Source organism: Ruegeria sp. BJ3 (genome assembly GCF_056535665.1).
In genome coordinates this window covers 1,027,803-1,051,960 of sequence record NZ_JBQFIT010000001.1, presented here as the reverse complement: position 1 = coordinate 1,051,960, position 24,158 = coordinate 1,027,803, and the positions used below count along the sequence as shown (strand labels likewise).

Genomic DNA, 24,158 nt, shown 5'->3' with positions numbered 1-24,158 from the left:
CGGTTTCTTGGTCTTTCTCCGAGTATGACGCGACGTTACGCGCGCTCGGAATATTCCATGGTCTCGGTGTTCACGACGATCATCTCGTCCTGCGCGATGAACGGCGGCACCATGACTTTGACCCCGTTGTCCAGAACCGCCGGTTTGAACGAGTTCGCCGCAGTCTGACCTTTGACGACCGGTTCGGTCTCGACGACCTTGCAGACGACTTTCTGAGGCAGCGTCGCGTTCAGCGCCTCGCTTTCATAGAATTCGACCACGATGGTCATTCCGTCCTGAAGGAACGGACGACGGTCACCCAGCAAATCTGCAGGCAATTCAATCTGTTCATAGGTCTCGGCATCCATGAATACCAGCATCCCGTCGCTTTCATACAGGAACTGCTGGTCTTTCTGCTCCAGCCGAACACGCTCGACCTTGTCCGCTGAACGGAACCGCTCGTTCAGTTTCGAACCGTTGCGCAGGTTCCGCAATTCCACCTGTGCAAAGGCACCGCCTTTGCCCGGTTTGACGTGATCGACCTTGACCGCCGCCCACAGACCGCCGTTATGCTCAAGCACATTGCCCGGGCGAATTTCGTTCCCATTGATCTTGGGCATGACATATTTCCTTCACACATGGTTGATGCGTCAGTTGTCGTCCCTATATCTGGCGGGACCGATCCATGCAATACAACGAAACCTAGTGCTGCACCTGCAGAGAGCCATGCAAATGACGCAACGCAACTATGCAAATTAGGTGTATCCGAATCGCACTAAATAGGTCATAAGGACCGCCACGCCGAAAATTACAAGAGCAAGAACAACAAGGAAAACGAGATGAGAGATTTCGTTGACGGCACCGCCTTTAACAATGAGCAAGGCAACCGTGCCCGCAAACTTTTCGCGGCCGTTGTGCTGGCTGCACTCGATGATGCCATCGCCGATGACAAGAAATACGGCAATGGCCCGGAACAAATCGCCCGCTGGGCACGCTCGCGCGATGGTCGCGAAGTGCTGTCCTGCGCTGGCATCGACCCGAACGAACGGGTTGTCCACGGACTGATGGAGTTCGTTGGCCGTGGCGTGCGTACGTCCGTCGCCCTGTCGCGCGAAGAAAGCGAACGTCGCAACGCTGCACAGCAGGCCGAAGCCGCCTAAGGCTTTGCCCGACCCAAAAACGCGCGCCGGTACTTTCGGCGCGCTTTTTTTTGCCCTGTACGCAGCGGAATAGTCGCATTCGTCGTGCAAATGGCCCGATCCACGCTTTCGTCGGCTGAATAAATGCGGTCATCTGCCAACATCCGCAGGAGGCTCAGATGGTTCGCGCAATCATGATTCAGGGGACCGGCAGCAACGTCGGCAAGTCGATGCTTGTGGCCGGGCTGGCCCGGGCCTTTGCGCGGCGAGGCTTGAAGGTTGCCCCCTTCAAACCGCAGAACATGTCCAACAACGCCGCAGTAGCCGCAAATGGAGGCGAGATTGGCCGCGCCCAGGCGCTGCAGGCCCGGGCGGCGGGGCGCCAGCCGCATACGGACATGAATCCAATCCTTCTGAAGCCGGAAACCGATACCGGTGCGCAAGTGATCGTTCAGGGCAAGCGGGCGGGAACGATGCGGGCCAAGGACTATCGCAGGGACAAATCCAAGCTTCTGAACGCCGCGCTCGAGAGCTTTGCCAGACTTTGCCAAGATGCCGACCTTGTGCTGGTCGAGGGCGCCGGCAGCCCGGCCGAGACCAACCTGCGGGCAGGCGACATCGCCAACATGGGCTTTGCCTGCGCCGCAAATGTGCCCGTCATACTGGTGGGAGACATTCACCGGGGCGGCGTCATAGCGCAGATCGTCGGCACCCATGCAGTGCTGGACAGTGCCGATCTTGCAATGGTCCGCGGCTTTGCAGTCAATCGCTTCAAGGGAGACGTCAGCCTGTTTGATGACGGGCGCGACGACATTGCGGCGCGCACCGGATGGCCTTGCCTGGGCGTCGTTCCCTGGTTTGACGACGCCTGGAAACTGCCGGCCGAAGACATGATGGATATCCGCTCGCACGCCGGCGGCACCTGCAAGGTTGCGGTGCCGCAACTGGAGCGCATGGCGAATTTCGATGATTTGGACCCGCTATCCGCCGAGCCGGGTGTTTCGGTCGAGATCATTCCGGCTGGCCGCCCCCTTCCCGGTGACGCGGATCTGGTGATTCTGCCGGGCAGCAAATCAACGATCGGAGATTTGACCTTTTTCCGCAAACAGGGTTGGGACATCGACCTGTATGCCCATGTACGGCGGGGCGGGCATGTTCTTGGCCTCTGTGGCGGGTATCAGATGCTGGGCCGGGTGATCGCCGACCCCGACGGAGTGGACGGCAGACCCGGCAGCGTCGATGGGCTGGGTTTGCTGGACGTGGAAACGGTTATGTCCGGGGAAAAGCGGGTCGAACTGCGATCAGCGCAGGCCTTGCCCGGCGGCGAGCCTGTCACCGGCTACGAAATCCACATGGGACGCACCCAAGGTCCGGATACTGCCCGCGCGTGGTTGCAGGTGGAAGGGCGCCCGGAAGGCGCCGCATCGAGAGACGGGCGCGTTCTGGGAAGCTACCTGCACGGCATTTTCGCGTCAGACGCCTTCCGCGCGTCGTTTCTGCAGCGGTTTGGAGCCAGGTCGGAACTGGCATACGAAGTCAGTGTTGAGCAAACGTTGGAGTCTTTGGCTGATCACCTTGAACAGCATATGGACCTTGATGCCCTGCTGTCACTGGCAGCCGAGCCTCGGTTCGGCTGAGCGTCAATCCAAATTCTGAGCGGCCAAAGCGCGGTTGATCTCGCGCCGCACCAGCTTGCGAATGTTGCGGGTGATACGTTCACCCAGCGCGCCCTGCAGTTCCTGACGGACGATGTCTGCGATCAACTCGCGCAATTCGTCTTCATCCATCGTGCCGGTCGCCATCGCCGGCGTTTCCTGATCCAGCTTCACCTCGGCCTCAGAGGCATCCCGGTTGTCCCGGATAAACGTGGCAGGCGTTGATTCCTCGTCGCTGTCAGCGTCCATCTCAGCTTCGGACGCAGCCGCATCCTTCGGCGCCGAAAACCCGGTGTCCGAGGCCCAACTGACCTTGTCAGTGCGCGTGCCGGAATAAGCGTCGTCGCTTTCACCGTCAGGCTCCCACTGATCTTCGGTCCGCGCAATCGCAGCCTCAAGAGCTGCGATCTTGGCGCTCAGGCTTCCGGCCAGATCCCTGCGGCCTTCGCGATCATCCGAAGACTCACCGCCGATGTCATTGATTGCCGGCGTTCCGGGACGAACGATATCGCAAGACCGCAACCGCATAGGTTGTGACAGGTCGTTGGCCGGGCGCACCGCCTCGACATTCGCAGCATGCTGCGAGGCCGCCTCAGCCGAGATCTTTTGGGCCAGTTTCAAAGGTGCTTTTGGATCCTCGGCCGGTGTGCCAACCCGCAGGGCATCCGTCAAAACCAGGCGTCCCGGCTTGCGGGCCGCAGTCGCTTTGATCAGGTTCGGGACCTTGCGCCCTTCTTCGCTGACCAAACGCTTGATCGACGACAATACGTCTTCGACACCTGCTTTGACACTGCTATCCGTCATTGTTCTCTACCGCTCTGACCTTTTGGACCAGTGTATCCAATCCGGTCGAACCTAACAACAGATAGTGTGGCTGATCACTCGCGCCGCAAAGCTTTGAGAACTCGATCCAGGTCGCGGCTTTGCTTGCTGATCTGTGCTGGCGCCTTTTTGACCAGGTTGTAGTAGAGCGTCGGGTCGTAAATCTGGACTGCCAGTCCAAGGCGCTCGGCGGTCAACAGACCCTGCGCCTGCAACAGCTGATAGGCCGCCAGAGACCGTTCCGTCCGCGAGGCAACTTCGGCCAATTGTGCGTCCAGCAAATCCTGCTGAGCGGTCAGAACGTCCAGCGTGGTCCGAGCCCCCAAGGTGGCCTCCTCGCGAATCCCGTCAAAGGCGACCTGCGATGCGCGTACCCGTTCGACGGATGCCCGCAGGCTGGCAGTGGCCGTTTCAAAGCGCACATAGGCGTCCGTCACACCCTGAGTGATGTCTTTCTGCACATTCAGGAGATTGGCACGCGATGCGTCCCGCTGAGCCATTGCGCGGCGCACGTTGGCCGCCAATCGGCCACCGGCATAGATGGGCTGATTGAAATTCAACGAGATGGACGCATCGTTGGTATAGTCGTCGTTGTCATAGCTTTCCGTGATCCCCGCGTCCGCGTTCAGGCTTACATTCGGACCCAGGCCCGCGCGCTGCTGTTGCACGGTCAGATCCAAGGCACGCACCTGATGCTGCGCCGAAAGGATTGCCGGGTGGTTTCTTTGTGCCAGGCTGATGGCCTCGGCCAAAGAACCGGGCAGCTTCGGCAGACGCGGCTGGCCCGCAGTACGGCCCGGCTGTTTGCCGACGGCGTTCACATATTCCGCTTGGGCAGTGCTCAGGTCGCCTCGCGCATCGGCCAGATCAGCCTGCGAGCTTGCCAACTGCGCTTCGGACAGCGCGACGTCGGTCCGGGTGACCTCACCGACTTCAAAACGGTCCTGCGTGGCCCGCAGTTCCTCGCCTGAGAGATTGACGTTGTTCTGGCGAATCTGAACCGTTTCTTCCTGTAGCAGAACACTCAGATAAGCCGTCGTTGCGCGGAACAGAACCTGTTGCTCAATATCGATCAATGCTTGGCGAGTTGCCAGAACTGTTTCCTGAGCCGACTGTTTCCCGAGAATCGATGCACCGCCGTCATAGACCAGCTGGCTCAGCGTGAGTCCCGAGAAGAAGCGCGACGGTTCGACCGTCGACACCACTGTTCCGGCGCGAGACTTGGCATAATCCTGGCTGACACGGACGGTCCAGTTGATGATCGGGCGCAGGGCCGACAACGCGATTGCAACGTCTTCATCGGCTGCGCGCAGCAAGGCGCGGTTCTGTTCCAACAGCCCGCTTGTGTTGTATGCACCGATGAACGCGTCGGTCAGATTGTCCGCCAAAACCGAGCGCCCCGGTATCACGCTCAGCGCGATTCCCGCCGTCAGAGCGACTGCCTTGACCAGCTTCCCTCCAGCCGTTCCAAGCATACCCAAATCCTCTCAAATCAAAATAACGCAAGCCCGTAGGCAGTTTGCGCCTTTGTTTTCAACTAATCAAGGGACCGCGGAAAACCGCTGATCGACTATAGCGAAAATGCACACTCGGCCGAAAACGCCGGCAGTACCGGGGCGTTTGCGTTGAAGCCATGACGCCATGTCACCCGCCCATCGGACTTTCGACCAATGCGAACGGTGCCCAGGTTGCCTTCGACGAACAGGCAAGCGATGCGGCCATGATCTTTCAGTTGATCGAGCAGGGCATCGGGCAGACGTTCCACACCGCCCTGGATGATGATGACATCATAGGGGCCATGCTCGGCCGCCCCCTGCTCCAAAGGTCCGACATGAATGATCGCGTTGTCGATATCCGCCTCCATCAGGCGGGACTGCGCGTCGGCTGCGTTGGCCTCGTCATCCTCGACGCCCACCACAAGCTGCGCCATGTTCGCGGCGACGGCGGTCGAGTATCCGAACGCCGGGGCGATATCCAGAACCACCTCGTCATTCGAAATATTCAATGCATCCAGCATCTTCGCCAGAGTCCTCGGCTCCAGCAGGCAGCGCCCGTTTCCCAGATCGATCAGGTCGCCAGCATAGGCCACTTCGCGACTGGCATCCGGCACGAAGTTCTCGCGCTGGACCTTCAGCATTGAATCGATGATCGGGAATTTGGTGACATCAGAGGGCCTGACCTGAGTGTCTACCATCGTGTGGCGTCGGGCTGCGAAATCCGTCATGTGACCGCTCGTATATTTCCCATGGTTGCTCGGCTTTTGCCACATCCGATCCCGCCCGGCAACGGCCAGCCCGGCAAAAATTGCAGGCCGCGACAAAAGTTGCCACTGCGCTGACCGGCCATCCAACGCCATGGCCGGCGGAAATTTCAGCAACCCTCTGGACGTTGTTCTGGAAAGCTGCTAGAACCGCGTCTGCACCACGTCAAGTAATTGAAATTGCTTGAAAAGGCGAGTTGGCGGAGTGGTGACGCAGCGGATTGCAAATCCGTGTACACCGGTTCGATTCCGGTACTCGCCTCCAAAATACACACTCAACACACTGTTATTATTAATTTTTCCCCAATATCTTTTGCAAAACTGACCACCTACCCACCCAAAGCACAAGAGAATAGAACCTATTAATTTCTCTTTCTGATTAATGGCTTAAACGACTAAATGGTTGCCGGTCAGGTCGATTTATTCAAGACAGTAGAAGCCTTTTGGGTTGGCGCACGATGTCCGTGGTAGCGAAACTGTAGCGCAATAGATTTAAAGATATTGAGAACCGTGAAACCTTCGGCATCGTGCGCAAGATACACGCTTTGCACCGACCGACACGCTCCCGCCAGAACCCACTTTCAGGCTCATAATTTTCGATCCGTTTCGGTTCAAACCTACAATTCTTGAGCGTGGCTTTATGCTGTGACGCGGCCAGTTGTTAGAGAATTCTCCGCGACTGATATCGTGGGAGATTGGTGAATTCAGCCTAGAAATGCTCGCTCACGAGCCCTTGAGCGCCTGTTCGAGGTTACTACTTGCAGGACTGCAGGATGCGAGCACACGGCTTGAACTGTGTGAGGTCCAGGATGTTTCCACGTACCATAGCGGTCTGCCGCCGCTAGACAAACCCGCGGCCTCACTTCTGAAAGAAGTTGGTCATCGAAGTTATTGTCGGATCCGTGATGAGGGAGCGTCATAGTGGACACATTTTTCAACAACTTCCCATAGTGATTAATGAAATCTGCCCGGCGTTGTTTTTGTTTTAAAGCAGCATCCCCAGTGGCAAGCCACGCGATCCGGGCCTTTGAACCGCTATCCCAGTTGTTCACGCACCCAAAGATGCCTTCGACGCTTCGACGGAGCTTTGGGTCAACCCTGCTTGCTGGACCAGAGTATAAACATAGCGACGTTATATTTAGTTCGCCCGTGACTGCACCGTATGCAGCAGCTAGCAAATCGAGGTCGACGGTGAGTAGGTTCTGAATATTGGAACTGACACTGAGCCACGAACTAATCTTTGATCGCGCCACACCGCATTGCTTTGCCAGTTCAGTAAGGAACTTTTTGCGATCGGCTCGGACAGTGGGGTCAACAAATGGGGCCAAGAGCCAATCCGTTCGTGAATCTGAGCTCAATAAAGCGAGTGTGTCGCTGGCCTCGTACAACACAGTTCTTGATCTTTGATCAGAGGAAGTATCGGGATCATCATCGAGTTTACGGACTAGACCCCGACCCACTAGCTTCCAAGCAATCTCGCGCTTTTCTATATTTGGGCCAAGTACTTGAGGCCCGTCAGGCATTGTAAATGGGCGATCATCTCCGTCAGGCGCGCCATCCTCTCTCCGACCAGGAGACACGAAGATGATTTGCCGAGGGTTAAAGCGTTCAAGCGCGGCTCCGGGATTAACAATAAAATCACGGAAGAAGTTGTTGTGAGCCGAAGAAGAGTCTTCGGCGACCGTGCGGGCATAGGCAATCAGCCTATCTGAAACATTCGTTAGAGGCAGAACGATGGTATCCACGGTAGCACCAGTGTTAGCATCGAGGAGTTGCTCCAAACCATTTATGTGGTCGGCATGAATGTGGGAGATGAATACTACGTCGATCGATATGCCAACACCAACTTGCTTTAGATACCGCTGAATTTCACGTTTTCGTGCTGCCTCATATCGGTGCATCGCTCCGCAGTCATAAATGTACGACAAGCGCATCGTGCCATTTTCGAAAAGAAAACCACTATGAAAGAACCCTTGGCCGACTGGATGTTGGTTCCGCTCGTTCTCGATAGACAAAGTACGCTCTCCGGTGTGAGGTTTTTCAAATTGGCGGGAAGTAGCAATGTTATTCCGCCGGCACCAGTGCCCGCGAACAATGCAAAGTAAGCTCGAGCTAAGCCGTTGACCGTTAGGTCGATCGGATTAAACGCCACTTCCATCCGACCTACTTCCGCAACAACTCTCTGCAGACAGGAAATTGGACAAAAAGAACATGAGGACTCTAAACCTTCCAATTCAAACTCGGATTCGGAGGGACATACCAAAGGTCTCTGACCTGTGTGTCGTCGCTATTCGGCGTTGGGTTAGCGTCACGAACGCGGAAAGTAGTCGGAATCTTAACTGCGCTGCCGAAAATCAGTGCGTGCTGTTTTGGTAATGAGGGTAGACGCTGCAGTACTGTTTCAGAGATGAACGGTGTCATCTGTTTAATCTGCGAAAGGTCGTCGGGGTTCTGGATACGATGAATGATAAAGTTATTACATTGAGAAAGCACTGTTTTCGACAGTTCGCTCGGCCTTTGAGAGGCGACCATAAGGAACGCTCCGTACTTTCGACCTTCTTTCGCAATCCGTTGAAATGTGATCCCGGCGTCGATAGAAAATCGACTTGCACGCTCCGAAATATAGCGATGCGCCTCTTCGAGGATAAGATGCACTGGCATCTTGTTTCGAGGGTCTGCGCGGCGCATACGATCAAAAATCAATCTAGCGACCACTGCTGATGCAAGCTCGACGATTTCATCGGATGCGTCATTCAGATCAATAATACAGATTTGGCGGTCTTTGCGATAACTTGCGCCCTCCCTCGCAAGGCCAAGAAGTCGGTCCACAAACTGTGTTGGCTCCCTATCATGGTCATCCAATCCTTCGACAGAAGCCCGCAAGAACTCAAAATCTGGATTGTCGGATACAGACTTCAATCGTGTAACTAGTTGAGAACAATACTCTCTTATCTGCCTGTTTCCATTAGCCTCTTCATAGAAGAGAGCTAAATCAAGCGCTGCTTGTAACCTCTCAAAAGAAAACGGCATGTTTCCGTAGCTTGGAAGAACTGGCTCATCTGTAACGTGGTCTTGTAACAGCTCTAGAATGGCCTCGTAGTTCTCAGATGTGCTGGAATTTCGTCCATCTTTGAACTGACCAAAATCGTTGTAGAGGCCTTCTTTGATTGTATCTCGGGAAATCTCATCGGTTGAGAACGTGTGCAGTAACGCAAGGATTCTTCCCTCCTTGCTTGGAACACTGGCGTCGTCATTCAAAATCGAAAGAATAATTTTTGCTAGAACATGATTTCTTACGGTTCCAAGCTCGTCGTCGCTACGCTCAATCACATCTGCAACTGGGTTTTCTTGAAATAGCGTCGTTAGGCCGAGAGCAGTCCGCAATGCTGGGAGCTGCGTTTTTTCACTAGCTCGTAGCAAAAGAGCCCATTCATCCACAGTCATGAACCAATGGGGAAGACGGAAGCGGTCAACTAAATCGGCTCCGAGAAAGCCCTCGTCCAGTCCCTCTGCTTCTGCCTCTGAGCTGGTGGCCTTGAAATAGCTTGCTTGAATCTGCCAAGGCATATCTTCAAAAGCCTGTCGATACTCACCATTGACATCGAAGAGTACAAACGAGGAACCAATCGCCCAAAATTCCTCCACGCGGTCAAACACCGATTGAATTACCGACGCCACGGTGCAGGACTTCCCGCTTCCGGTGTTGCCAAGAACTGCGACATGCCCGCCGAAAAGGGCGTCGAGCTGTGCCTTAACTGGGTAATCCTTGAAAACCGCTGATGTACCGATCTCTATTGTATGAGGCACCGTCCCAAATCTTTCCAAGCCATCGGCATCGGTCTTTGTCGCCTGATCGGGCACTTGCTCCACGTTGAAGATACGGTCCAAGTCTTCATCGCGGGCGTAAAGTGCATCGGCATAAAGTGGTGGAAAAGTGGAAACACCGAATTTAAACGAGCCGCCCTGAACAGGCATTGAGCCGACCGGCACAACGTCGAGAAACTTCGCCGCCGTTGCCTTGTCCATCTCAGTTCCTCCCCCGTAGGCGGGAGAAAAATCCTTCTCGCGGAGGCCGATAACTTCGAGAACGACATACTCGGATTGTGTGGGCACCATCAAATATGACCCAAGGGTTGCAACGTAGTGCACATCATCGAAACCCACCACCGTGAAATTATCACTGCCCCTGTGCAACTCGACAACCAAGCGATCTGCAGACACGCTAACGATCTTGCCAATTGCGCGGCTTATGTCATCCTTCGCCATCTTCACCGCTCTGCTGCTTTGAAAGAAGTTTCTTGAACACCTTTTCTATAGCTTGGTCCTCTTTCTGGTCAGCGCTAGATGGCAACAAATCCTGCACAATGGTATCGAAGTAGTGAGCCTTCTTTTGGGTCTCTTCGTCAGCGCCCCAAATGAACCAGATCCGAGGATCACCGAGTGCTGCGAGCTCTTTTGTCACAGGGTTACTCTCGTCATCGGGGTTGAGGAAGGCAACCAGCCTAAAGCTAGGAAGAGTAAGTCCTTGAAAAATGATATTGTTGATGTGCTCGTCACCAAAGCTGAAGCCCATAACGAGCAGGACGCTCTGATCTTGTACGATTTGCCGTTGAAACTCGCGAAACATGTCCGAGTAAGGTGAGCCAAAGCTCGCGGTCTGTTTCGAAGGCGTGGGATAAATCATGACTCGATCTTGCGCGGGATCGAGCTTGTTGGCCGACTCGCGGATCGGAAAAAGGCCGGCCTCTTCCTCGGTCCAATTGATGGAGCCGTGAAGCTTACAGAAATGGACATATCCATCAACGGTAGCCCACCTCTTCGACGAAATATCGAGCTGCTCCGCCAACGCCCGCCGATATGTGGCAGGATTGAAGCGACGCTCGACCGTTCCTGCAAACCCGTTGGAATAGGGAATACCGGATCGATCCATAGCCCGTTCATTGAAGAGGTCGTAGTTGGTGGTGAAAACCCAAGGTGGCGAAAGCCCACGAGATCGCGTTGAAAGCGACTGGTAAAAACGACGATAGAGTGACACGACGCCATCGTTGCCCTGAGCGAACCGGCCTTCAGTGCATTTCTCAAGGATGAACTTCTTGACCCCTGCGATCACCTCATCGACGGTGATGAGGGCATCCTGAAACTCAGGTTTATTACTCGATTTGCAGAATTGCTGCGCGGTTATGAGAACTTCCATAAGTCGTTCCAAGTTCCAGTGGAAATCCTCGTGGGAGAGGTCGATTCCCAGCTTTTCGAGAAGCGCAGCCTTTTGAATGCCCGTGACGTAGCTGATGTCAGAAGGCAAACCAGGCAAAGCGTCAAAAGTCGCCTGAAACTCCTGAGCCAAGGGTCCCATTGTTGGAATGCCGAGTTCTTCGTCGCCCTCCTTGAGCGAGGAACATCCTGAACCAATGAGAAACGTTAAATTCTTGGAGCCAAAAACGTCGGCTAGGTGCCGCCTGACAATATCCAAGCGATCTTTAGAACCTGCCTCATCCGAGAGCTTGGCGAATTCGTCGCGAATACCTTTTCTAAAATTTATCAATTCTCTCAACTCCGATTCTATCGGCGACCGTCAACACGAAACACCTTCTTAGATTGGTTGCTTAATCACTAAATTTTGTAACTTTTCCCATTGCCACGCTCCACCCTAGGTTGCGCAGGCTAACCAAGAGGTTCCTAAGGCCAGATTTCGCTATCTATGACACGCCTTGTGAAACGTGCAGCGAACAGCCGCTATCCGCCGCCACTAACTTGGTCAGCAGATCTTCAAGACCTTTTGGCACCTCGCTCATTTACTACACTCAAAGCCATCACATGTTTCGCAAGCACGTTGAAAAATCACTGGAATGCTCAATACCATCACCCTTTACCGACCAAACCAAGAAGACCAACTTCTTACTCGATTGCCAGTGACGTTTGAATCCTGCTCTTTAACCGCCTTTTCTCCGGAACCTTCAATTTGCTTTCCTTGCCTCTGAGTGATGTCAGATGAATTCTTAGTTAGCTTCAGACCCAGAGCAGCATGATCGAAAAACTCGTCAAGCAATTTCTCTAACTCGGGCTTTGGAAGCATTGAGAGGCTACGTATCTCGTTCCGAATTCTTAGACGAAGGATGGCTGAACGCATAACATCTTCCATTTGACTTCTGCCCAGTCGGTGGCTCGCCCTGACCCAAGCTTCAGCAAGTTCTCTGGAAAGGATCGCATCAGCGCCGATGCTGGGTCTTTCCGTTATTTGAACCAGCGCATCTTCGGTGAGACTGTCCAGTAGTCCCCAGCGGTCTTGGGTTGTCTCACCCCTGTCCAGAACACGAGCTCGCATCCATAGCCGCTGAAAAGTATTGCGTATCCCGCCGAGATAGCGCTGCCTCGACTTACCGAAGCGCCAATGAACTATGTCGGGCGCCACAACGACGCCAACAAAACTCCACACATCATCTCGCAACGCCTCGCCTGTTTTCAGGAGGGGATGCTGGACCAACCAAACTCCCAGGGCTGCATCAAACTTCGCCTGTGTGGCTCTCGCATTCTGTGTTCCAAACCCAAACTCTTCTGCTACTTGAACAATGCCACTTCGAAATTCCCGTAGTTGCAGTGGATCGACAGCTGAACCACCTGTAGACGCAAAACGTGCCTCGTCTGGAAGGCTTGTCGGATCAAAACCGGGCCAATTCAGATCGTCGCCTTCGAACAACCCATCAAGCATACTCTCGGCGGAAGGCCCTGGTAGTCGTGGCAGCAAAAAGCTCATTCTTCGACACCCCGCTGTTCTGCAAGAGCATGTATTGCTGCCCGGAAAGTGCCAGGACGAGATTTCATTTGAGCTTGAACAAATCCAAGATCGCGCTCCGGCCACGCCGCCCTTATCCAGCTGGCCGCCTGGGACCCCAGCGATCCTTCTTCGAACTCTTTCGCAAGTGTTCCGCAATCATCAAGTGCAAGAAATCTTTCGCATACCTGGCCCATGACATCAGCCATGATGGCCCTTAGCGTTTCCGGATCACCTTCGGTCACCCTATCGATGAAACCTGAGTGGTTCTTGTTCAGGTAAAGACGCATGGAACCGTGAAAATCTCGTGACCAGTCTCCCGGCGACCAGTGGACATACCAAGGCGCGGATACCGCAATGCTTCCAGAAAGCAAGTTTCCAAAATCAGCCACTTCAATTGGAAACCTGGGCTCCTCACCTTCGAGACGAACACGGAGCGTTTCATGCCAGACTCGTTCATACGGTTTTGATGGCGAGAGGTTGCCTAGATCCGTGGGAGCATTTTCAATCACGATCTCGGTCCTCAGATCGAGCACGGAAGAGAGCTCATGGCCAAGAATTTCAAGGTCGAGAACGATCGTATCTGTGTCATCGCCAAATGGATGCTGTTGCTGAGAAATAACTGATCTGGGCAGGCGGCCGACACCAGTACCCGCCCTTACACAAAGCGACAGGGCTAGATTGCTCTTCTGGATCGCAAGTTCTGAGGCTGCGAAATCCTTGTTCACGGAAACCGTTCGCTGAAGATATATGCGGGAGGCGTAGTCCCAGTCTGGAAGATAATCACCAGCCGGAGCTTGCTCATTATCGTTGAGCCGCAGCATCCATGGCCCCGCATCGACTGCACGATCGCTCAAGGTGAGAAACGGAAATGCGACGCGAGACTTCATATGCCTTCACCACTCTGGATTTCGGCATCTACCGTTACTGCGCACTCATCCGGTATGCGCACGACAATTTCATAGGTGCCGCTCGCGCCATCGATCATCAGCGTATCGCCAAGTTCGGCGCAGCTTCCATCTTCGGCCCTCAACTCAATTACTTCCGGGTTAAGGATAGTATGGTCCAACTGTTGCGCCGCAGCGCCATCTATTGCCACTGCAGCCGACGCGTTTAGCTTACTTCCGCTGCAGTCAAAATCCTGCTGCACAGAAGTGGAGAACACTGCAACTTTCATGCCGTCCCGCTCTTCCAACCTCAAAAATACTGGCCTTGATGCACGCGCTCGAAGCGGCCTAGATGCACCTCCTCCACTATTGTTAGTTCTCGGTCGTCCAGCGCCTTCTCCGTCAACCCCCTCAAGAGCGGCGCCCAGCATACCGGACACTTTTGCAAGAGGTGGTGCGTCGCTTTCCTGATTGCGGCCAGATGTGGAAGGCAGCCCAATTTCCGCTGCACGAGTATCGAGCTTTCGAAGGGCGACATTCACAAACGTTTTGGCATGACCCTTCTCCAAATTACCCGGGATCCAGTCATCGTGTGCCGGTGGTTCCGAAAGTGCGAATGCGCGTTCTACTTCGTTTTCCTCCGAAGCGAGAAACACACCGGCCCATTCAAGATTCTCGTCAGGCAATGCTATGCCTTCGAGATACTTCACCACAAGCTGAACGGGCCTCATTAGAGCTATATGCCTTGAGGTCCTTCGGAAAAGGCTGTCTTCAACCACAATTGGCCTTCTTTCGCTCCTGAGCCCCTTCTCAATCGCAAGCCACCCGAGATCTCTCGAAGGGCGTTCAGAAAAAATCCTCTCAACCCCGACGCCAGACCGCGCTCTCGCCTTGCGCATCGCGCGGCAAAACAAATGAAGCGGTGGAAACAACTCCGGGTCCGGGATATCCAACTCCACACCGTCGACTTCCACGCTGCAGGAAAACTGCATGCCGACTGGTGTGTCCTTCATCATCCGAGGCCAAAAGCTATAGAGAAGACCCTCGACAATCCTTTGGCCGACGGCAAAGAGGTCTTCTCCCTCAGGATTGAAATCAAGCATCATGATGGAAGTACCGGACTCCCCGGGCATACGAGGCGGAAAGCCAAGTGCTTCTGCCAAGACTTTGGCATCAGAACCCAGCGCAGGATCAGCAATGCCGTCGTCTGGGTCGGCCACGCCCCACCAGTGGCGGCCGGTGAATTGCTTCTTGTAACCGTCTTCGGCGACCTCGTGTCTTGAGCCGACGTGGCATCCGATCACTCGCCGTTCACCTCCGTGCTCTTCCGCAACTAGTGTATCTACAAGGATAGTTTGGCACTGACTTACTGCATAAAGCGACGCCTTGCCAAATCCGTATGTACCGCCGCCGTGATCGGTATCGCGAGGTGCGCCTATATTTCTCAGAAAGTTAATAAAATCGTTCTGTTCCACGCCCAGTGGGATCCTGTCCGCCCTTGTTGGTCCGCCAAGCCCCGTGGTTCCGAAGTCACAGATCTCTAGAACAACCTGCTCTTCCTTTTCGAGAAAGTCATTGAATTTCTTGCGAGAGTTCAGTTCGTCAGGAAGGTGGTACAGTACATTGTTTCGCATGCAGTTACGCTGGTCGTCATTAAGACGGCGCAGTCTGATGCGAACCCCGGGACCCTGGCCTAGCTTAGCGGCGTCCGCGATATTTTGAATCGCCTCACGGATCACCGTCTGTAGGGGATCTGTAGAAGGCGTACCAAGCAATCGAAGGAAGTTCTCCCCAATGTTCCCTGTGCTTCCGTAAGGTTCCGAGTACAGGCTTAGCGTTACAGGCATTACAGGAAAAGCTCCTCGATCTTAGCCGTTTCGGCCGGGTCCACTCGAAATTCCTCTGCGGTTGAAAGATCAATGGAATACGAGACGCTGGAAACTCCTACTGGTGGCGAACCCGCTGCGAGCATTGACGGCACCAGTCGCGGAAAACCCTCTTCGATGCAGAACAGGTTTTCGGCCTCCAGTCTGAAAGCTGTGTGGTTCCACGCGGGATCCCGAACTTCTTCGCAGCCAAGAGCTGAAAGGCGCTGCTGCAGTTTTTCGGGCTCATTTGCCTTTCCAAGTGCGGCACTGCCGAGTGCCTCGACTGAAAGCATTCCCGCCATGACCGCTTCCAGCTCAAAGTGAAGCAGATGAAGACTGCCTCCCGCCGGTCTCTCAAGCTGGTTGAAACCATTGATACTTATCGTCGTTCGCCCTTTGCTCAGGGACGTCTTCACTTCAAGAGAGTGCGATTCAGATGCGAAATCATGACGGTCGCCCGCCGGACCGCGCCAGCTTTTCCACGCTGATGACTCTCGATCCAGCAACCGGTTCAAAAAAATCAACTCCCCCACCAGACCTGCGACTTGACTGATAGACGACTGCGTTGAGTTCGGCCTTACAAGCAGCGATCTGAACTCTTCAATGGTCGATTTGGCAGCTTCTTCGCAGCCCACACCAGCAGCAACACGGGACAGGATTTCATTGCCCAATTCCGTAAACACGCGTTCCAGCTCATGAGCCCGGCAGGTGAGATCAAGGAAGCGCTGTTGTTTTCCCCCCTGAGTGTATACTGAAACCAAAATTTGCAGAGCTTCTGCTCCGACTACTTCCTTGCCTGACTCCCTGTCTGACAGCGGGAGTAGCAAACGCGCTTCTCCTTTGCCGCCGAGAGCAAATCGCACAGGACCATCTGCCGTCGATACCCCGGCCGGTAATGTCGCTATTTCCAGGCCTGACGAGTCAGAGGACCCCGCGCGCAGAATGGCCCATGCCTTGTCAACGGCTTGCTCATCTTCTTTACTCGACACCAGCTGCCTCCACCTGTGCTTTCTCCTCTGCCTCTATTTCTTCAATCTCATCCGCGGAAATCGTTTGGAGCTCCACCGATACGAAACTTGCACCCTCGGCGGTCGATCCCGGGAAAACGATCCCATAACCAAGGACGTCGTGCAGTGCATTCAGGGGCTCACGGACGTCACTTTTTCTTTTCGGCTCAGAGTTGCGGTCAATCGCATAAAGTAGCAGCAGCGGGACCTGGCCAATGGTTTCCAGTCGTCTGTCTTTCACATCATCCCAGCTACCTGACCCATCAAGGTCGGCCGGGCAGTCGAACCTGATGTCAGCTTTCGACATAAGGGCCTTGATATCCGCCGAGTATCCGCTGTTTTCCAGTTTCGCACGATTCACGGTTTTTACTTGTCCGATCGGACCCAGCCCGACTTCTGACGGCGTACCAATCTGCGACTCCACTATACCTACATTCCAGCTTTTTAGTCGGTCATCAGACTGCCGCAGGAATGGCAGTAAAACGTCGGCCTTCAGTTCACTGTGATCACTGTGCGGAAGGTATTTTTCAAAGAAACTTAGGATCAGATTTCTTGGCACGCCTTCCCACAGACGATGTCGCCAATCCTTGTTTTCCAGGCCGAGACTGGATGCAGCGCCGAGAAGGTCTGCCCCTGCCTGCCAGTTCTGCTTGAGAACTGAAATATTCCTGTGCTCGAAACGGAAAGTCTGTCTGTGAGTGCCCCAGAAGCTAATGGCACAAGTCTTCGCCGAGCGTGTCTTGGTGGCTCCGGTTATTGCCATACCAGGAATTGCCCGGATCCTTACAGCGATATCCATAGGCGTCATGTCCTGCGCACTGTAGCGATCGATATCGCTTCTGATTTCCATCTCGACCCTGGCGAGGTTACGGAAGCGCAACTTGAGGTCTTCCGGCATCCAGATTCGCGGCAAGTCCTCATAGTTGGGGCGATACCCGAACCAGCGCCCCATTTGCAGGAGAGTGTCGTACTGATTGGCCGTTCGCAGAAAGTAGCTGACCATTAATCCCTCCAGCGTTAAGCCTCTGGCAAGGATCGAGCCACCGACAACGATGTAGGTCTTTGCATTTTGCTCGTAGTTAATCCTGTCGTCGCTGGCCCCGTTTTCTACAGGAAACTCGATTGCCTCAAGGACCTCGGGCAAATATTCAAAAATTTCGGTTACGGAGATGCTCTCTGCCGCGGTAATGTCCGCAGGCAATCGTCCATTCTCCTCTTCCCAGACCGCTGCAAGCTCTTTTCCAATTTCTGAGTTTCTGTCTGGAATATCTTCCGCACATTGTTCCACCCAGCCCGAGATAATGTTGGCCACTCGTTGATGCGCCACTACAAATGCCGAAGTATGCACCAGCATGGTCATGTGTTTTTCAGTATCGCCGCGAGCCCTTCGGGCCGCGCAACACGCCAGAAAATAAAGTATTGCCTTTTTCAGGCTTGGAGTCATGGCGGGATAAAAAGCTTCCCTGTCCTTCGCACTGCCGGGTTGAAGCGCCGTCTGATCTTCCTCCGGCACATCTCGGATCATATCTAGCCCTAGTTCCTCCGGGGTTTCATTATCTGCATCGTCCGGCGGCACGCCGAACAGCTTCGCTGTGCCGAAATAGTTGTCCGACGAGGGCAGAGCAGTAATGAAATCTCTCGGATAAAGGTCATCAAGCCGCTCTCCTTTGTGTTCATCCACCCGGTAAGGATCGATGAGTACATTTGCAAAAGGGGTGGCAGTATATCCAACGTAAGTGACTGCAGGAAACTTCGTAAGCAGCCCTCGAATACGTTGATTAATCGCCGTCATGTCAAGTTCGCGGCTGGCCGCATTAACGCTGGCCTGATCGCATTCGTCGTCAATTACGAGCACCTTCAGTCGCCGCAAATGCGCCGGCAAAGTTTCATTGATTGCAATCTCCAGCTGCCCCAGCGGCGAAACGTTTTTCTTCACAACAGCCAGCTGAGATTTGTCTGTATGTGAGAGGAATCCGCCCTGCGCGGGTGCTCGAAAATCCAGCCCCTCGCTGTTTGCCGTGAGAACTTGCCAGTTCAGCGGTCGCCGTTTAACGAGATCGCCGTACATCCTCATTTGGGTCTGGTAACGCAACTTGTTTGTCAGCCCCGCCAGAACAATGATTGTGTTGTATCCTGCGTCAATCGCCTTCGCGATGACTGCAGTCATGTTCGCAGTTTTTCCGGACTGCACATGACCAACGACGAGCCCACGGCAATCGAATTGGTCTTGCTGCGGATTGTCCAGTAGCGACACAACTTCGTTCGAGGCGTGATCGATGCCGTCGACATCGTCTTTATCCCAGCCTTTGCTTATCAGGAATTGCTTTAGGACCGGCCAGTGAAGATCTGTTGGTCTGGGACCAAAGTACCAGTCTGGTCGTTTACGAATCACCGACCGCTGGTGAAGGATTTCAATGTCCTCAAACTGTTTTTCGACTTCGAGACGGGCCAGCCTCAATTCTTCGGCATGATCCAGCGTATACCCCGGGAGAAGCACTTCGAGATCGTCTGTGACAGACTTTACCGCTGCATCCAGATCATTCACTCTGGGTAGTACATCAAGGATCTTTTTGACGAGTGTCTCAACCTGCGCGTCCAATTTCATTTATCCTTTTGCTCTTGCCTATATTCTGGCGGGCACAAGTGACAATGTCTCGAGTTGAGATTCAATCCCCTTCTGATTGAAATTGCCGAGGCCACCAATCTTTCTTTAAGGGGGAGAATGAAGTTGAAAGAAATTGATTTTTCAGCCGAGAGCGGCACCGAGAGATAAAACACTTAGGCATACAAAGGAAAACCTGAATGTGATGTTCTCTTGCGCCTGGAGTAAATTGACACGAATTTTGGGTTCAAACCTTTGCACCAAGTGCCCCGGAGAACTGAAGCCGTTGCCTCATGGCAACAGTGCCGCCAGAGCCTCGGCAATTTGCTTGGCCAAAAATGGCGGAACAGCATTTCCAACTTGAACGTACTGCTGAGTTCTGTTGCCGAGGAACAGGTAATTGTCAGGAAAAGTTTGCAATCGTGCAGCCTCTCGCACAGTAAGGCTCCTGCACTGTTTTGGATCCGGATGGATGTAATAGTGCCCGTCCTTGGCTATGTGACTTGTTATTGTCTTTGACGGTTCGTCCCAGTTTTGAACCCGAAACCGATCGGCGAATTTACCAGTCTTCCAGCTGCGATGGTTCGGAGCCAGTTCATCAGGGAAATCCGGAGCTTTGGGAGCCCGCCCAAACACGTCTGAGAATACTGAGCAGAAAAGGTAACGCGCGAGATCACTCTTCATGTGGCCTCTTGTCTCGTGCTGCGAAAGCAGAGGCATCCTGGGATCAGTCAGGAATTCCATGAGCGAACCAGGCATATCCCCGCTCTCGATTGCCAGCTCGTATTCTCCACTCTTCCTCGACAGCGGATTGTTCTTTCTTTGGTGAAACTTTGCTACGGTTCCGACTGTCTTTTTCCACTTTTTTCTTTCAGCCGCGGATCCAATCTGAAGCTGCAATGAAGAAAGGAACTCTGCGGCCTCGAGAACCGTCTTCTGCCAGTCCTCTGCCGAGTCTTTGCGGCTCAAACCACTTCTGACTTGCGGCAGTCCCTTGAGCACCGTGCTGACAGTGGTCGTACCTTCAAAGTTCAGCACAGATTCGTAGTTTGTGTCGTCCAGCCTGTCTGCAATGTCGGCCCTCAGACCTACAACAAAGACACGATGCCGTGCCTGCGGGATCGCATGCTGCTCAGCACGAACAATAAAATCATGCGGGTCCGGACCAAGAGTTGAAGCGGTTTTGCCGTATCTGTTTGGGACCAAAGCCAGCAACCGATAGCCGCCTTCCTCACTGCCAACGCTTTGCAGGTCATCAAGAATGCGCTTGAAGATACCTGTGCCAGAAACCTTGGAAGACAGGATGCCCTTAACATTTTCCATAACAAATGCAGCCGGGCGAAGGCGATCCAGGATATCAATGTATTCCCGGTAAAGGTAATGTCTGCCGTCGTCTTCTGCATTGTATTCTGAATTACCCGCGTTTCGAGCTCTGCCAACCAGTGAGTATGCCTGACAGGGAGGGCCGCCAATCAGAACAGTTCGCCCTCTGGCCGACTTTTTGATCCTGTCTATAGCAGGATTTATTAGGCTTGCGGCCTCCGGCGTTCCGAGGGTTGCGTGCAGAGCTTCCTTCTTAGCCTTCCTCCACTCTCCAGGATATTTTTCAAAAAGTTCGTCCTGAGATATCGTTCCAGCCACGAACTGGTAATATTCGTCAGGCAAGGTGCCAGGCGGGAACTGGCGAGTGAACGAGCGCAGGCTCAAGGTCTTGTGCGCGGCTTCCTCCATTTCGACAGAAAGCGCCACGTCGAACACGCGCTTTCCTTTTGCCAGGACCGATGAAAATCCTTCGGCCAGACCGCCAGGCCCTGCGAAGAGATCAACTACTTTGTAAGCTCGCGCCATGCCTGTTTTTTATCCTGACGATTGGAATTACACTTCTTACCAGGATGGTTGGAAATGACCAGGGATAAGATCGATGGCTGACATCAAAAGTTCCGCCGACCGTTCCAAAAACATGTCGCGGATTCGCAGCAAAAACACCGTTCCCGAGATGATCGTTCGAAAAGAACTTTTTGCACGTGGCTTTCGGTATCGGCTGCATGGAAGCCGCGCCATGGGATCGCCGGATCTTGTCTTTGTCAGTCGCAAGGCTGTGGTGTACGTACATGGTTGCTTTTGGCACCAGCATCCCGGCTGCAAAAACGCTGCAAGGGTAAAAGATGATGCAGACAGCAAATGGGCAAAAAAGCTAAGCGGCAACCGGGAAAGAGATCAAAAAAATTTAGAACGTGCCCTTTCAAAAGGTTTCAGCGTCGCAACTGTCTGGGAATGCTCACTCGAACCTCGAAAGCGGCACAGCGAACAAAGGGCCATCACGCTCAACAGGCTCTGCAACTGGCTGAAGGACGACCGGCGATCACAGGTTGTGGATTTGTAGCAACTGTTCAATACCTGCCTTGCCGGGAAAAATGATCTGATCGAAAGGCTGAAGAGCGGTTTTCCATGGAACCGGAAGTTTCCAAGATGTCAGCTGTGAAGTTAGCACTCTAAGTCATTGAATTGGAGTCGATTTCTCGGGCACGCCGAAACAACTTCTCTAACTCCGGCTGACGTTTGCCCGCAGCATTTGCGGAACATATCTGTCTGCAAAAAACTGCCCGGTCGCGGAAAAAAAATTTGCGAATGCGGATAGAGACGGGTCTGCGGGTATCCGGCTGGTGACTTCGAAACCACCCCCTCCAAGGTGCGCTCGCCAAGAAGCTAAGCAGTAGATGAAGTAGATGTATTCGCGTGAACTTGCTCAGAGAGCAAGTCGGACATGATCCGCTCTTACCCAACTTTTGAAAACAGTTTTATTTCATTTACTTAGCCGGCCGCGGAATACCAACACAATATCGGTCTACCTCCTCTACCTCGTCTACTGCCAGGTCCTCTCGGTGAAAGAACCTAGCTTCGTCTACTGCTCAATCGTTCCCAGTTTTAGCAACCCGAACAAATCTGGTAGCGCCTTTATCCGGTCCGGAAGTGAACTGGCCATCTCGCTGGTACCCAAGAGACCTCAGTATACCCGCCACCCTTTTTGTTTCGCGCTGCCCCATATTCTCACTGCGAAACCCGAGCGCTTCCGCCAGAATGGGTTTGCAGGCCACAAATTCCCGTCCTTCGCAGTACCGGGAAACTTCTACCACCCAGGGATCATCCTCGCCGCGCTCGGACTGCTCCAGAGATGCCAGTTTGGAAATCTCCGCCGACAGCCACCATGCTTCGCCGGATTGGTATGCGTTTACCGCTTCCGCCCAAAGCTGGTCACGATCTCTTCGAACGCCCTCGACATCTATTGACCCGGTTCGCACGGGCCAAAACCGACGGTTCCCCGTTGAATCTCGCAAATAGTCATCTCGATTGGTTGTGCCGGCAAAAACACATCGGCGAGGTTCAACAATATCCTTACGGCCGTATGACGGGCGGTACTGCTCTATCTGTCTCGAGATAAACGCTTTGATTGCCTCGAAACTGGCCCGGTTCAGTGTTGCCAGTTCGGCCAGCTCAATTATCCACTTTCCACGCAGGAACTGCTTTGAGTCCTTGGATGAAATGTCAGGCAGAGAATCTCCAAAGAACTTTGGTCCTGCCAGCTCACGCAGAACTGAGCTTTTTCCGCTGCCCTGATCGCCCTCCAGCACGATGCAGCCATCTGCCTTGCAGCCTGGGGAGAACACGCGAGCCACCGCCGAAATCATCCAGCACCGTCCAACTGCCACATTGTACGTGCTCTCCTCCGCGCCAAGATAGTTCATTAGCCACGATGAAAGCCTGGGACGGCGATCCCATTCTAAACTCGTCAGCCAGTCTCTTAGCGGATCAACAGTATTTGCACCGGCAGCCGCCTGAATGGCATCCGCGACAGTGTTGCGCGTCGCATCCGGAAAACCATTTCGGTTGAACCAAACCTGAGCCTGAACAATATCGGTGTCCCTGATTTCACGGATTTCAAAATCTTGGATTTCGTCGGTCCCGGGCACAGGGCGGTACAGCATGTCGCATTGGAGAAAGGCATCGTGGCGCAGGCAACCCTGCCAGTCCGAATGGTTTTCCAACATTGCGATCGCCGTGGCGGGGCACCAGACAGGCAATCCTTTGTCATTGCGGACGACCGGAATGTCCGCATGACGGAACTTGAGGCCTCCGCCGGATTGCTGAGGTGTTCCTGATGTCAAACTGCTGGAAGCCGGCGGCGTGGCACGACCAGCAGCCGCGTTTCCTGTGCTTGGATCCCATTCGACTCGCCGGGCTTTCTCCGCGGCTTCCAGAATTCGATTTCGCTTATCCCCTTGCATTGACGTGTCCCTCCGTCTTTGCAGTCTCCCAGCGTTCAAGCGCGTCGAGCCGCCAGCGGGTACAGCCGGGCGTTAGTTCCACGGGCCTGGGAAAACTTGGATCGGATTTGGCCCACCGCCACGGCGTTCCTCTTGAAACGCCATATCTTTTCGCCACCTGGCGATCTGAAAGATACATGATTGAACTCCATCGAATTGATGGATCCAAATTGGCACGCAGCGGTTTTGCAGTCGGCACCCGTTCGCCGTGTCAATTCTCATGAAGGGGGGAAGTGTGGTCCAGCTCCAGCCACGAGTCATATGCCTTCGTCGGAGACGTATCGATCCCCAGAATACCAAAAAGAACTGCAAGGAAACTTGCCAGCGCGTGAGTTTCCTTGATGCCTTTGGCCGGCAAGTCCTGTCTGTTTCGCGCCGCCCAAAGAGGCGCTGCCAGAGCCACTACATGAAGTCTGTCCACATTGATCACGCTGAGCGTTCGGCGCGTTCGCTCAGAAACCTCAATGTCTTTTCGCGCTGCAGCAACGAGCGTCCGCAGCTCTGAAGCATGCGCTAAAAGGTCCATAAAGAGGCGAACATGTCGCTCTTCACTCCTTTGCATGAAATCCAGAATCCCCTCGTCACTGTAGTCAGCTCCGAGGCCAAGGCGTGAATCCAGCCTTTTTCGCGCTGAGATACTCAAACTGTCGTAAACTCTTTTGTCGAGATGAGACAAACCGAGAATAAAACGGTCGAGCGCTTCCAGATCTTTTTTTCGGTCATATAACTTAAAGGGTTTCCAGCGCAGGAAGCTCAGGAAGTTGTTCACCATTTTTTCGAGGTTCGCACCCTCAACATCCAAATGAGCCTTAAAGGCTTCCACGAGCTGTTGTTCAACTTCAGGCACG

Annotated in this window: 18 protein-coding genes and 1 tRNA gene; 4 read left to right on the top strand and 15 right to left on the bottom strand. The window is 53.9% G+C overall.

Annotated features, from left to right (window positions below):
* Positions 1-35: 35 nt before the first annotated feature.
* The gene (efp, locus tag ACR3EL_RS05235) at positions 36-599 is read right to left on the bottom strand and encodes an elongation factor P (protein ID WP_093962584.1); all 564 of its coding nucleotides are present in this window, start codon (positions 597-599) and stop codon (positions 36-38) included.
* A 219-nt stretch (positions 600-818) separates the two neighbouring features.
* On the opposite strand from efp, the gene ACR3EL_RS05230 reads away from it, so the two are divergent.
* Positions 819-1,139: a DUF6280 family protein gene (locus tag ACR3EL_RS05230; protein ID WP_093962585.1), complete on the top strand. Its 321-nt coding sequence runs from the start codon at positions 819-821 to the stop codon at positions 1,137-1,139.
* 158 nt (positions 1,140-1,297) lie between these two features.
* On the top strand, positions 1,298-2,755 hold the full coding sequence (locus tag ACR3EL_RS05225) for a cobyric acid synthase (RefSeq protein ID WP_480720720.1): 1,458 nt from the start codon (positions 1,298-1,300) through the stop codon (positions 2,753-2,755).
* Between the two features lie 3 nt (positions 2,756-2,758).
* Here ACR3EL_RS05225 and ACR3EL_RS05220 read toward each other — a convergent pair whose 3' ends face one another.
* From ACR3EL_RS05220 to ACR3EL_RS05210, 3 genes are all read right to left on the bottom strand, one after another.
* Positions 2,759-3,577, bottom strand: coding sequence for a hypothetical protein (locus ACR3EL_RS05220; RefSeq protein ID WP_480720718.1), 819 nt, complete (start codon positions 3,575-3,577; stop codon positions 2,759-2,761).
* 74 nt (positions 3,578-3,651) lie between these two features.
* On the bottom strand, positions 3,652-5,070 hold the full coding sequence (locus ACR3EL_RS05215) for a TolC family outer membrane protein (protein ID WP_170337765.1): 1,419 nt from the start codon (positions 5,068-5,070) through the stop codon (positions 3,652-3,654).
* A 95-nt stretch (positions 5,071-5,165) separates the two neighbouring features.
* Positions 5,166-5,819 (bottom strand): protein-L-isoaspartate O-methyltransferase family protein, encoded by a 654-nt coding sequence (locus tag ACR3EL_RS05210; protein WP_093963017.1) that lies wholly within the window; start codon positions 5,817-5,819, stop codon positions 5,166-5,168.
* Between the two features lie 227 nt (positions 5,820-6,046).
* Here ACR3EL_RS05210 and ACR3EL_RS05205 point away from each other — a divergent pair.
* Positions 6,047-6,120 (top strand) — tRNA-Cys (locus ACR3EL_RS05205).
* A 439-nt stretch (positions 6,121-6,559) separates the two neighbouring features.
* Here ACR3EL_RS05205 and ACR3EL_RS05200 read toward each other — a convergent pair.
* The 9 genes from ACR3EL_RS05200 to ACR3EL_RS05160 form a co-directional block, all read right to left on the bottom strand.
* Positions 6,560-7,870, bottom strand: a complete 1,311-nt coding sequence (locus tag ACR3EL_RS05200) for an MBL fold metallo-hydrolase (RefSeq protein WP_480720717.1) — start codon at positions 7,868-7,870, stop codon at positions 6,560-6,562.
* A gap of 205 nt (positions 7,871-8,075) precedes the next feature.
* On the bottom strand, positions 8,076-10,121 hold the full coding sequence (locus ACR3EL_RS05195; RefSeq protein WP_480720716.1) for an ATP-binding protein: 2,046 nt from the start codon (positions 10,119-10,121) through the stop codon (positions 8,076-8,078).
* Positions 10,108-11,406, bottom strand: a complete 1,299-nt coding sequence (locus ACR3EL_RS05190; RefSeq protein WP_480720715.1) for an SIR2 family protein — start codon at positions 11,404-11,406, stop codon at positions 10,108-10,110. Before ACR3EL_RS05190 ends, ACR3EL_RS05195 begins: the two co-directional genes overlap by 14 nt.
* 315 nt (positions 11,407-11,721) lie before the next feature.
* Positions 11,722-12,606, bottom strand: coding sequence for a DUF6339 family protein (locus ACR3EL_RS05185; protein WP_480720714.1), 885 nt, complete (start codon positions 12,604-12,606; stop codon positions 11,722-11,724).
* The gene (locus ACR3EL_RS05180) at positions 12,603-13,514 is read right to left on the bottom strand and encodes a hypothetical protein (protein ID WP_480720712.1); all 912 of its coding nucleotides are present in this window, start codon (positions 13,512-13,514) and stop codon (positions 12,603-12,605) included. Before ACR3EL_RS05180 ends, ACR3EL_RS05185 begins: the two co-directional genes overlap by 4 nt.
* Positions 13,511-15,358 carry a hypothetical protein gene (locus tag ACR3EL_RS05175; protein WP_480720710.1) on the bottom strand — a complete coding sequence of 616 codons (1,848 nt, stop codon included), beginning with the start codon at positions 15,356-15,358 and terminating at the stop codon, positions 13,511-13,513. The genes ACR3EL_RS05180 and ACR3EL_RS05175 overlap by 4 nt, the downstream gene beginning before the upstream one ends.
* Complete coding sequence (locus ACR3EL_RS05170; RefSeq protein ID WP_480720708.1) at positions 15,358-16,368, bottom strand: PD-(D/E)XK motif protein; 1,011 nt, start codon at positions 16,366-16,368, stop codon at positions 15,358-15,360. The genes ACR3EL_RS05175 and ACR3EL_RS05170 overlap by 1 nt, the downstream gene beginning before the upstream one ends.
* A complete protein-coding gene (locus tag ACR3EL_RS05165; RefSeq protein WP_480720706.1) occupies positions 16,358-18,991 on the bottom strand; it encodes a Z1 domain-containing protein in 2,634 nt (877 codons plus the stop codon). The genes ACR3EL_RS05170 and ACR3EL_RS05165 overlap by 11 nt, the downstream gene beginning before the upstream one ends.
* 288 nt (positions 18,992-19,279) lie before the next feature.
* Positions 19,280-20,836: a DNA cytosine methyltransferase gene (locus ACR3EL_RS05160; protein ID WP_480720704.1), complete on the bottom strand. Its 1,557-nt coding sequence runs from the start codon at positions 20,834-20,836 to the stop codon at positions 19,280-19,282.
* Between the two features lie 73 nt (positions 20,837-20,909).
* Here ACR3EL_RS05160 and ACR3EL_RS05155 point away from each other — a divergent pair, with 73 nt between their 5' ends.
* On the top strand, positions 20,910-21,371 hold the full coding sequence (locus tag ACR3EL_RS05155) for a DNA mismatch endonuclease Vsr (protein ID WP_170703488.1): 462 nt from the start codon (positions 20,910-20,912) through the stop codon (positions 21,369-21,371).
* A gap of 526 nt (positions 21,372-21,897) precedes the next feature.
* Here ACR3EL_RS05155 and ACR3EL_RS05150 read toward each other — a convergent pair.
* A complete protein-coding gene (locus tag ACR3EL_RS05150; RefSeq protein WP_480720702.1) occupies positions 21,898-23,271 on the bottom strand; it encodes a virulence-associated E family protein in 1,374 nt (457 codons plus the stop codon).
* Between the two features lie 250 nt (positions 23,272-23,521).
* On the bottom strand, positions 23,522-24,157 hold the full coding sequence (locus ACR3EL_RS05145) for a hypothetical protein (protein WP_480720700.1): 636 nt from the start codon (positions 24,155-24,157) through the stop codon (positions 23,522-23,524).
* Position 24,158: the final 1 nt, after the last annotated feature.

Bases quoted from the DNA above. Each gene is read 5' to 3' on its own strand.
- efp (WP_093962584.1), bottom strand. From the start codon at position 599: ATGCCCAAGATCAATGGGAACGAAATTCGCCCGGGCAATGTGCTTGAG.
- ACR3EL_RS05230 (WP_093962585.1), top strand. From the start codon at position 819: ATGAGAGATTTCGTTGACGGCACCGCCTTTAACAATGAGCAAGGCAAC.
- ACR3EL_RS05225 (WP_480720720.1), top strand. From the start codon at position 1,298: ATGGTTCGCGCAATCATGATTCAGGGGACCGGCAGCAACGTCGGCAAG.
- ACR3EL_RS05220 (WP_480720718.1), bottom strand. From the start codon at position 3,577: ATGACGGATAGCAGTGTCAAAGCAGGTGTCGAAGACGTATTGTCGTCG.
- ACR3EL_RS05215 (WP_170337765.1), bottom strand. From the start codon at position 5,070: ATGCTTGGAACGGCTGGAGGGAAGCTGGTCAAGGCAGTCGCTCTGACG.
- ACR3EL_RS05210 (WP_093963017.1), bottom strand. From the start codon at position 5,819: ATGACGGATTTCGCAGCCCGACGCCACACGATGGTAGACACTCAGGTC.
- ACR3EL_RS05195 (WP_480720716.1), bottom strand. From the start codon at position 10,121: ATGGCGAAGGATGACATAAGCCGCGCAATTGGCAAGATCGTTAGCGTG.
- ACR3EL_RS05185 (WP_480720714.1), bottom strand. From the start codon at position 12,606: ATGAGCTTTTTGCTGCCACGACTACCAGGGCCTTCCGCCGAGAGTATG.
- ACR3EL_RS05180 (WP_480720712.1), bottom strand. From the start codon at position 13,514: ATGAAGTCTCGCGTCGCATTTCCGTTTCTCACCTTGAGCGATCGTGCA.
- ACR3EL_RS05175 (WP_480720710.1), bottom strand. From the start codon at position 15,358: ATGCCTGTAACGCTAAGCCTGTACTCGGAACCTTACGGAAGCACAGGG.
- ACR3EL_RS05165 (WP_480720706.1), bottom strand. From the start codon at position 18,991: ATGAAATTGGACGCGCAGGTTGAGACACTCGTCAAAAAGATCCTTGAT.
- ACR3EL_RS05160 (WP_480720704.1), bottom strand. From the start codon at position 20,836: ATGGCGCGAGCTTACAAAGTAGTTGATCTCTTCGCAGGGCCTGGCGGT.
- ACR3EL_RS05155 (WP_170703488.1), top strand. From the start codon at position 20,910: ATGGCTGACATCAAAAGTTCCGCCGACCGTTCCAAAAACATGTCGCGG.
- ACR3EL_RS05150 (WP_480720702.1), bottom strand. From the start codon at position 23,271: ATGCAAGGGGATAAGCGAAATCGAATTCTGGAAGCCGCGGAGAAAGCC.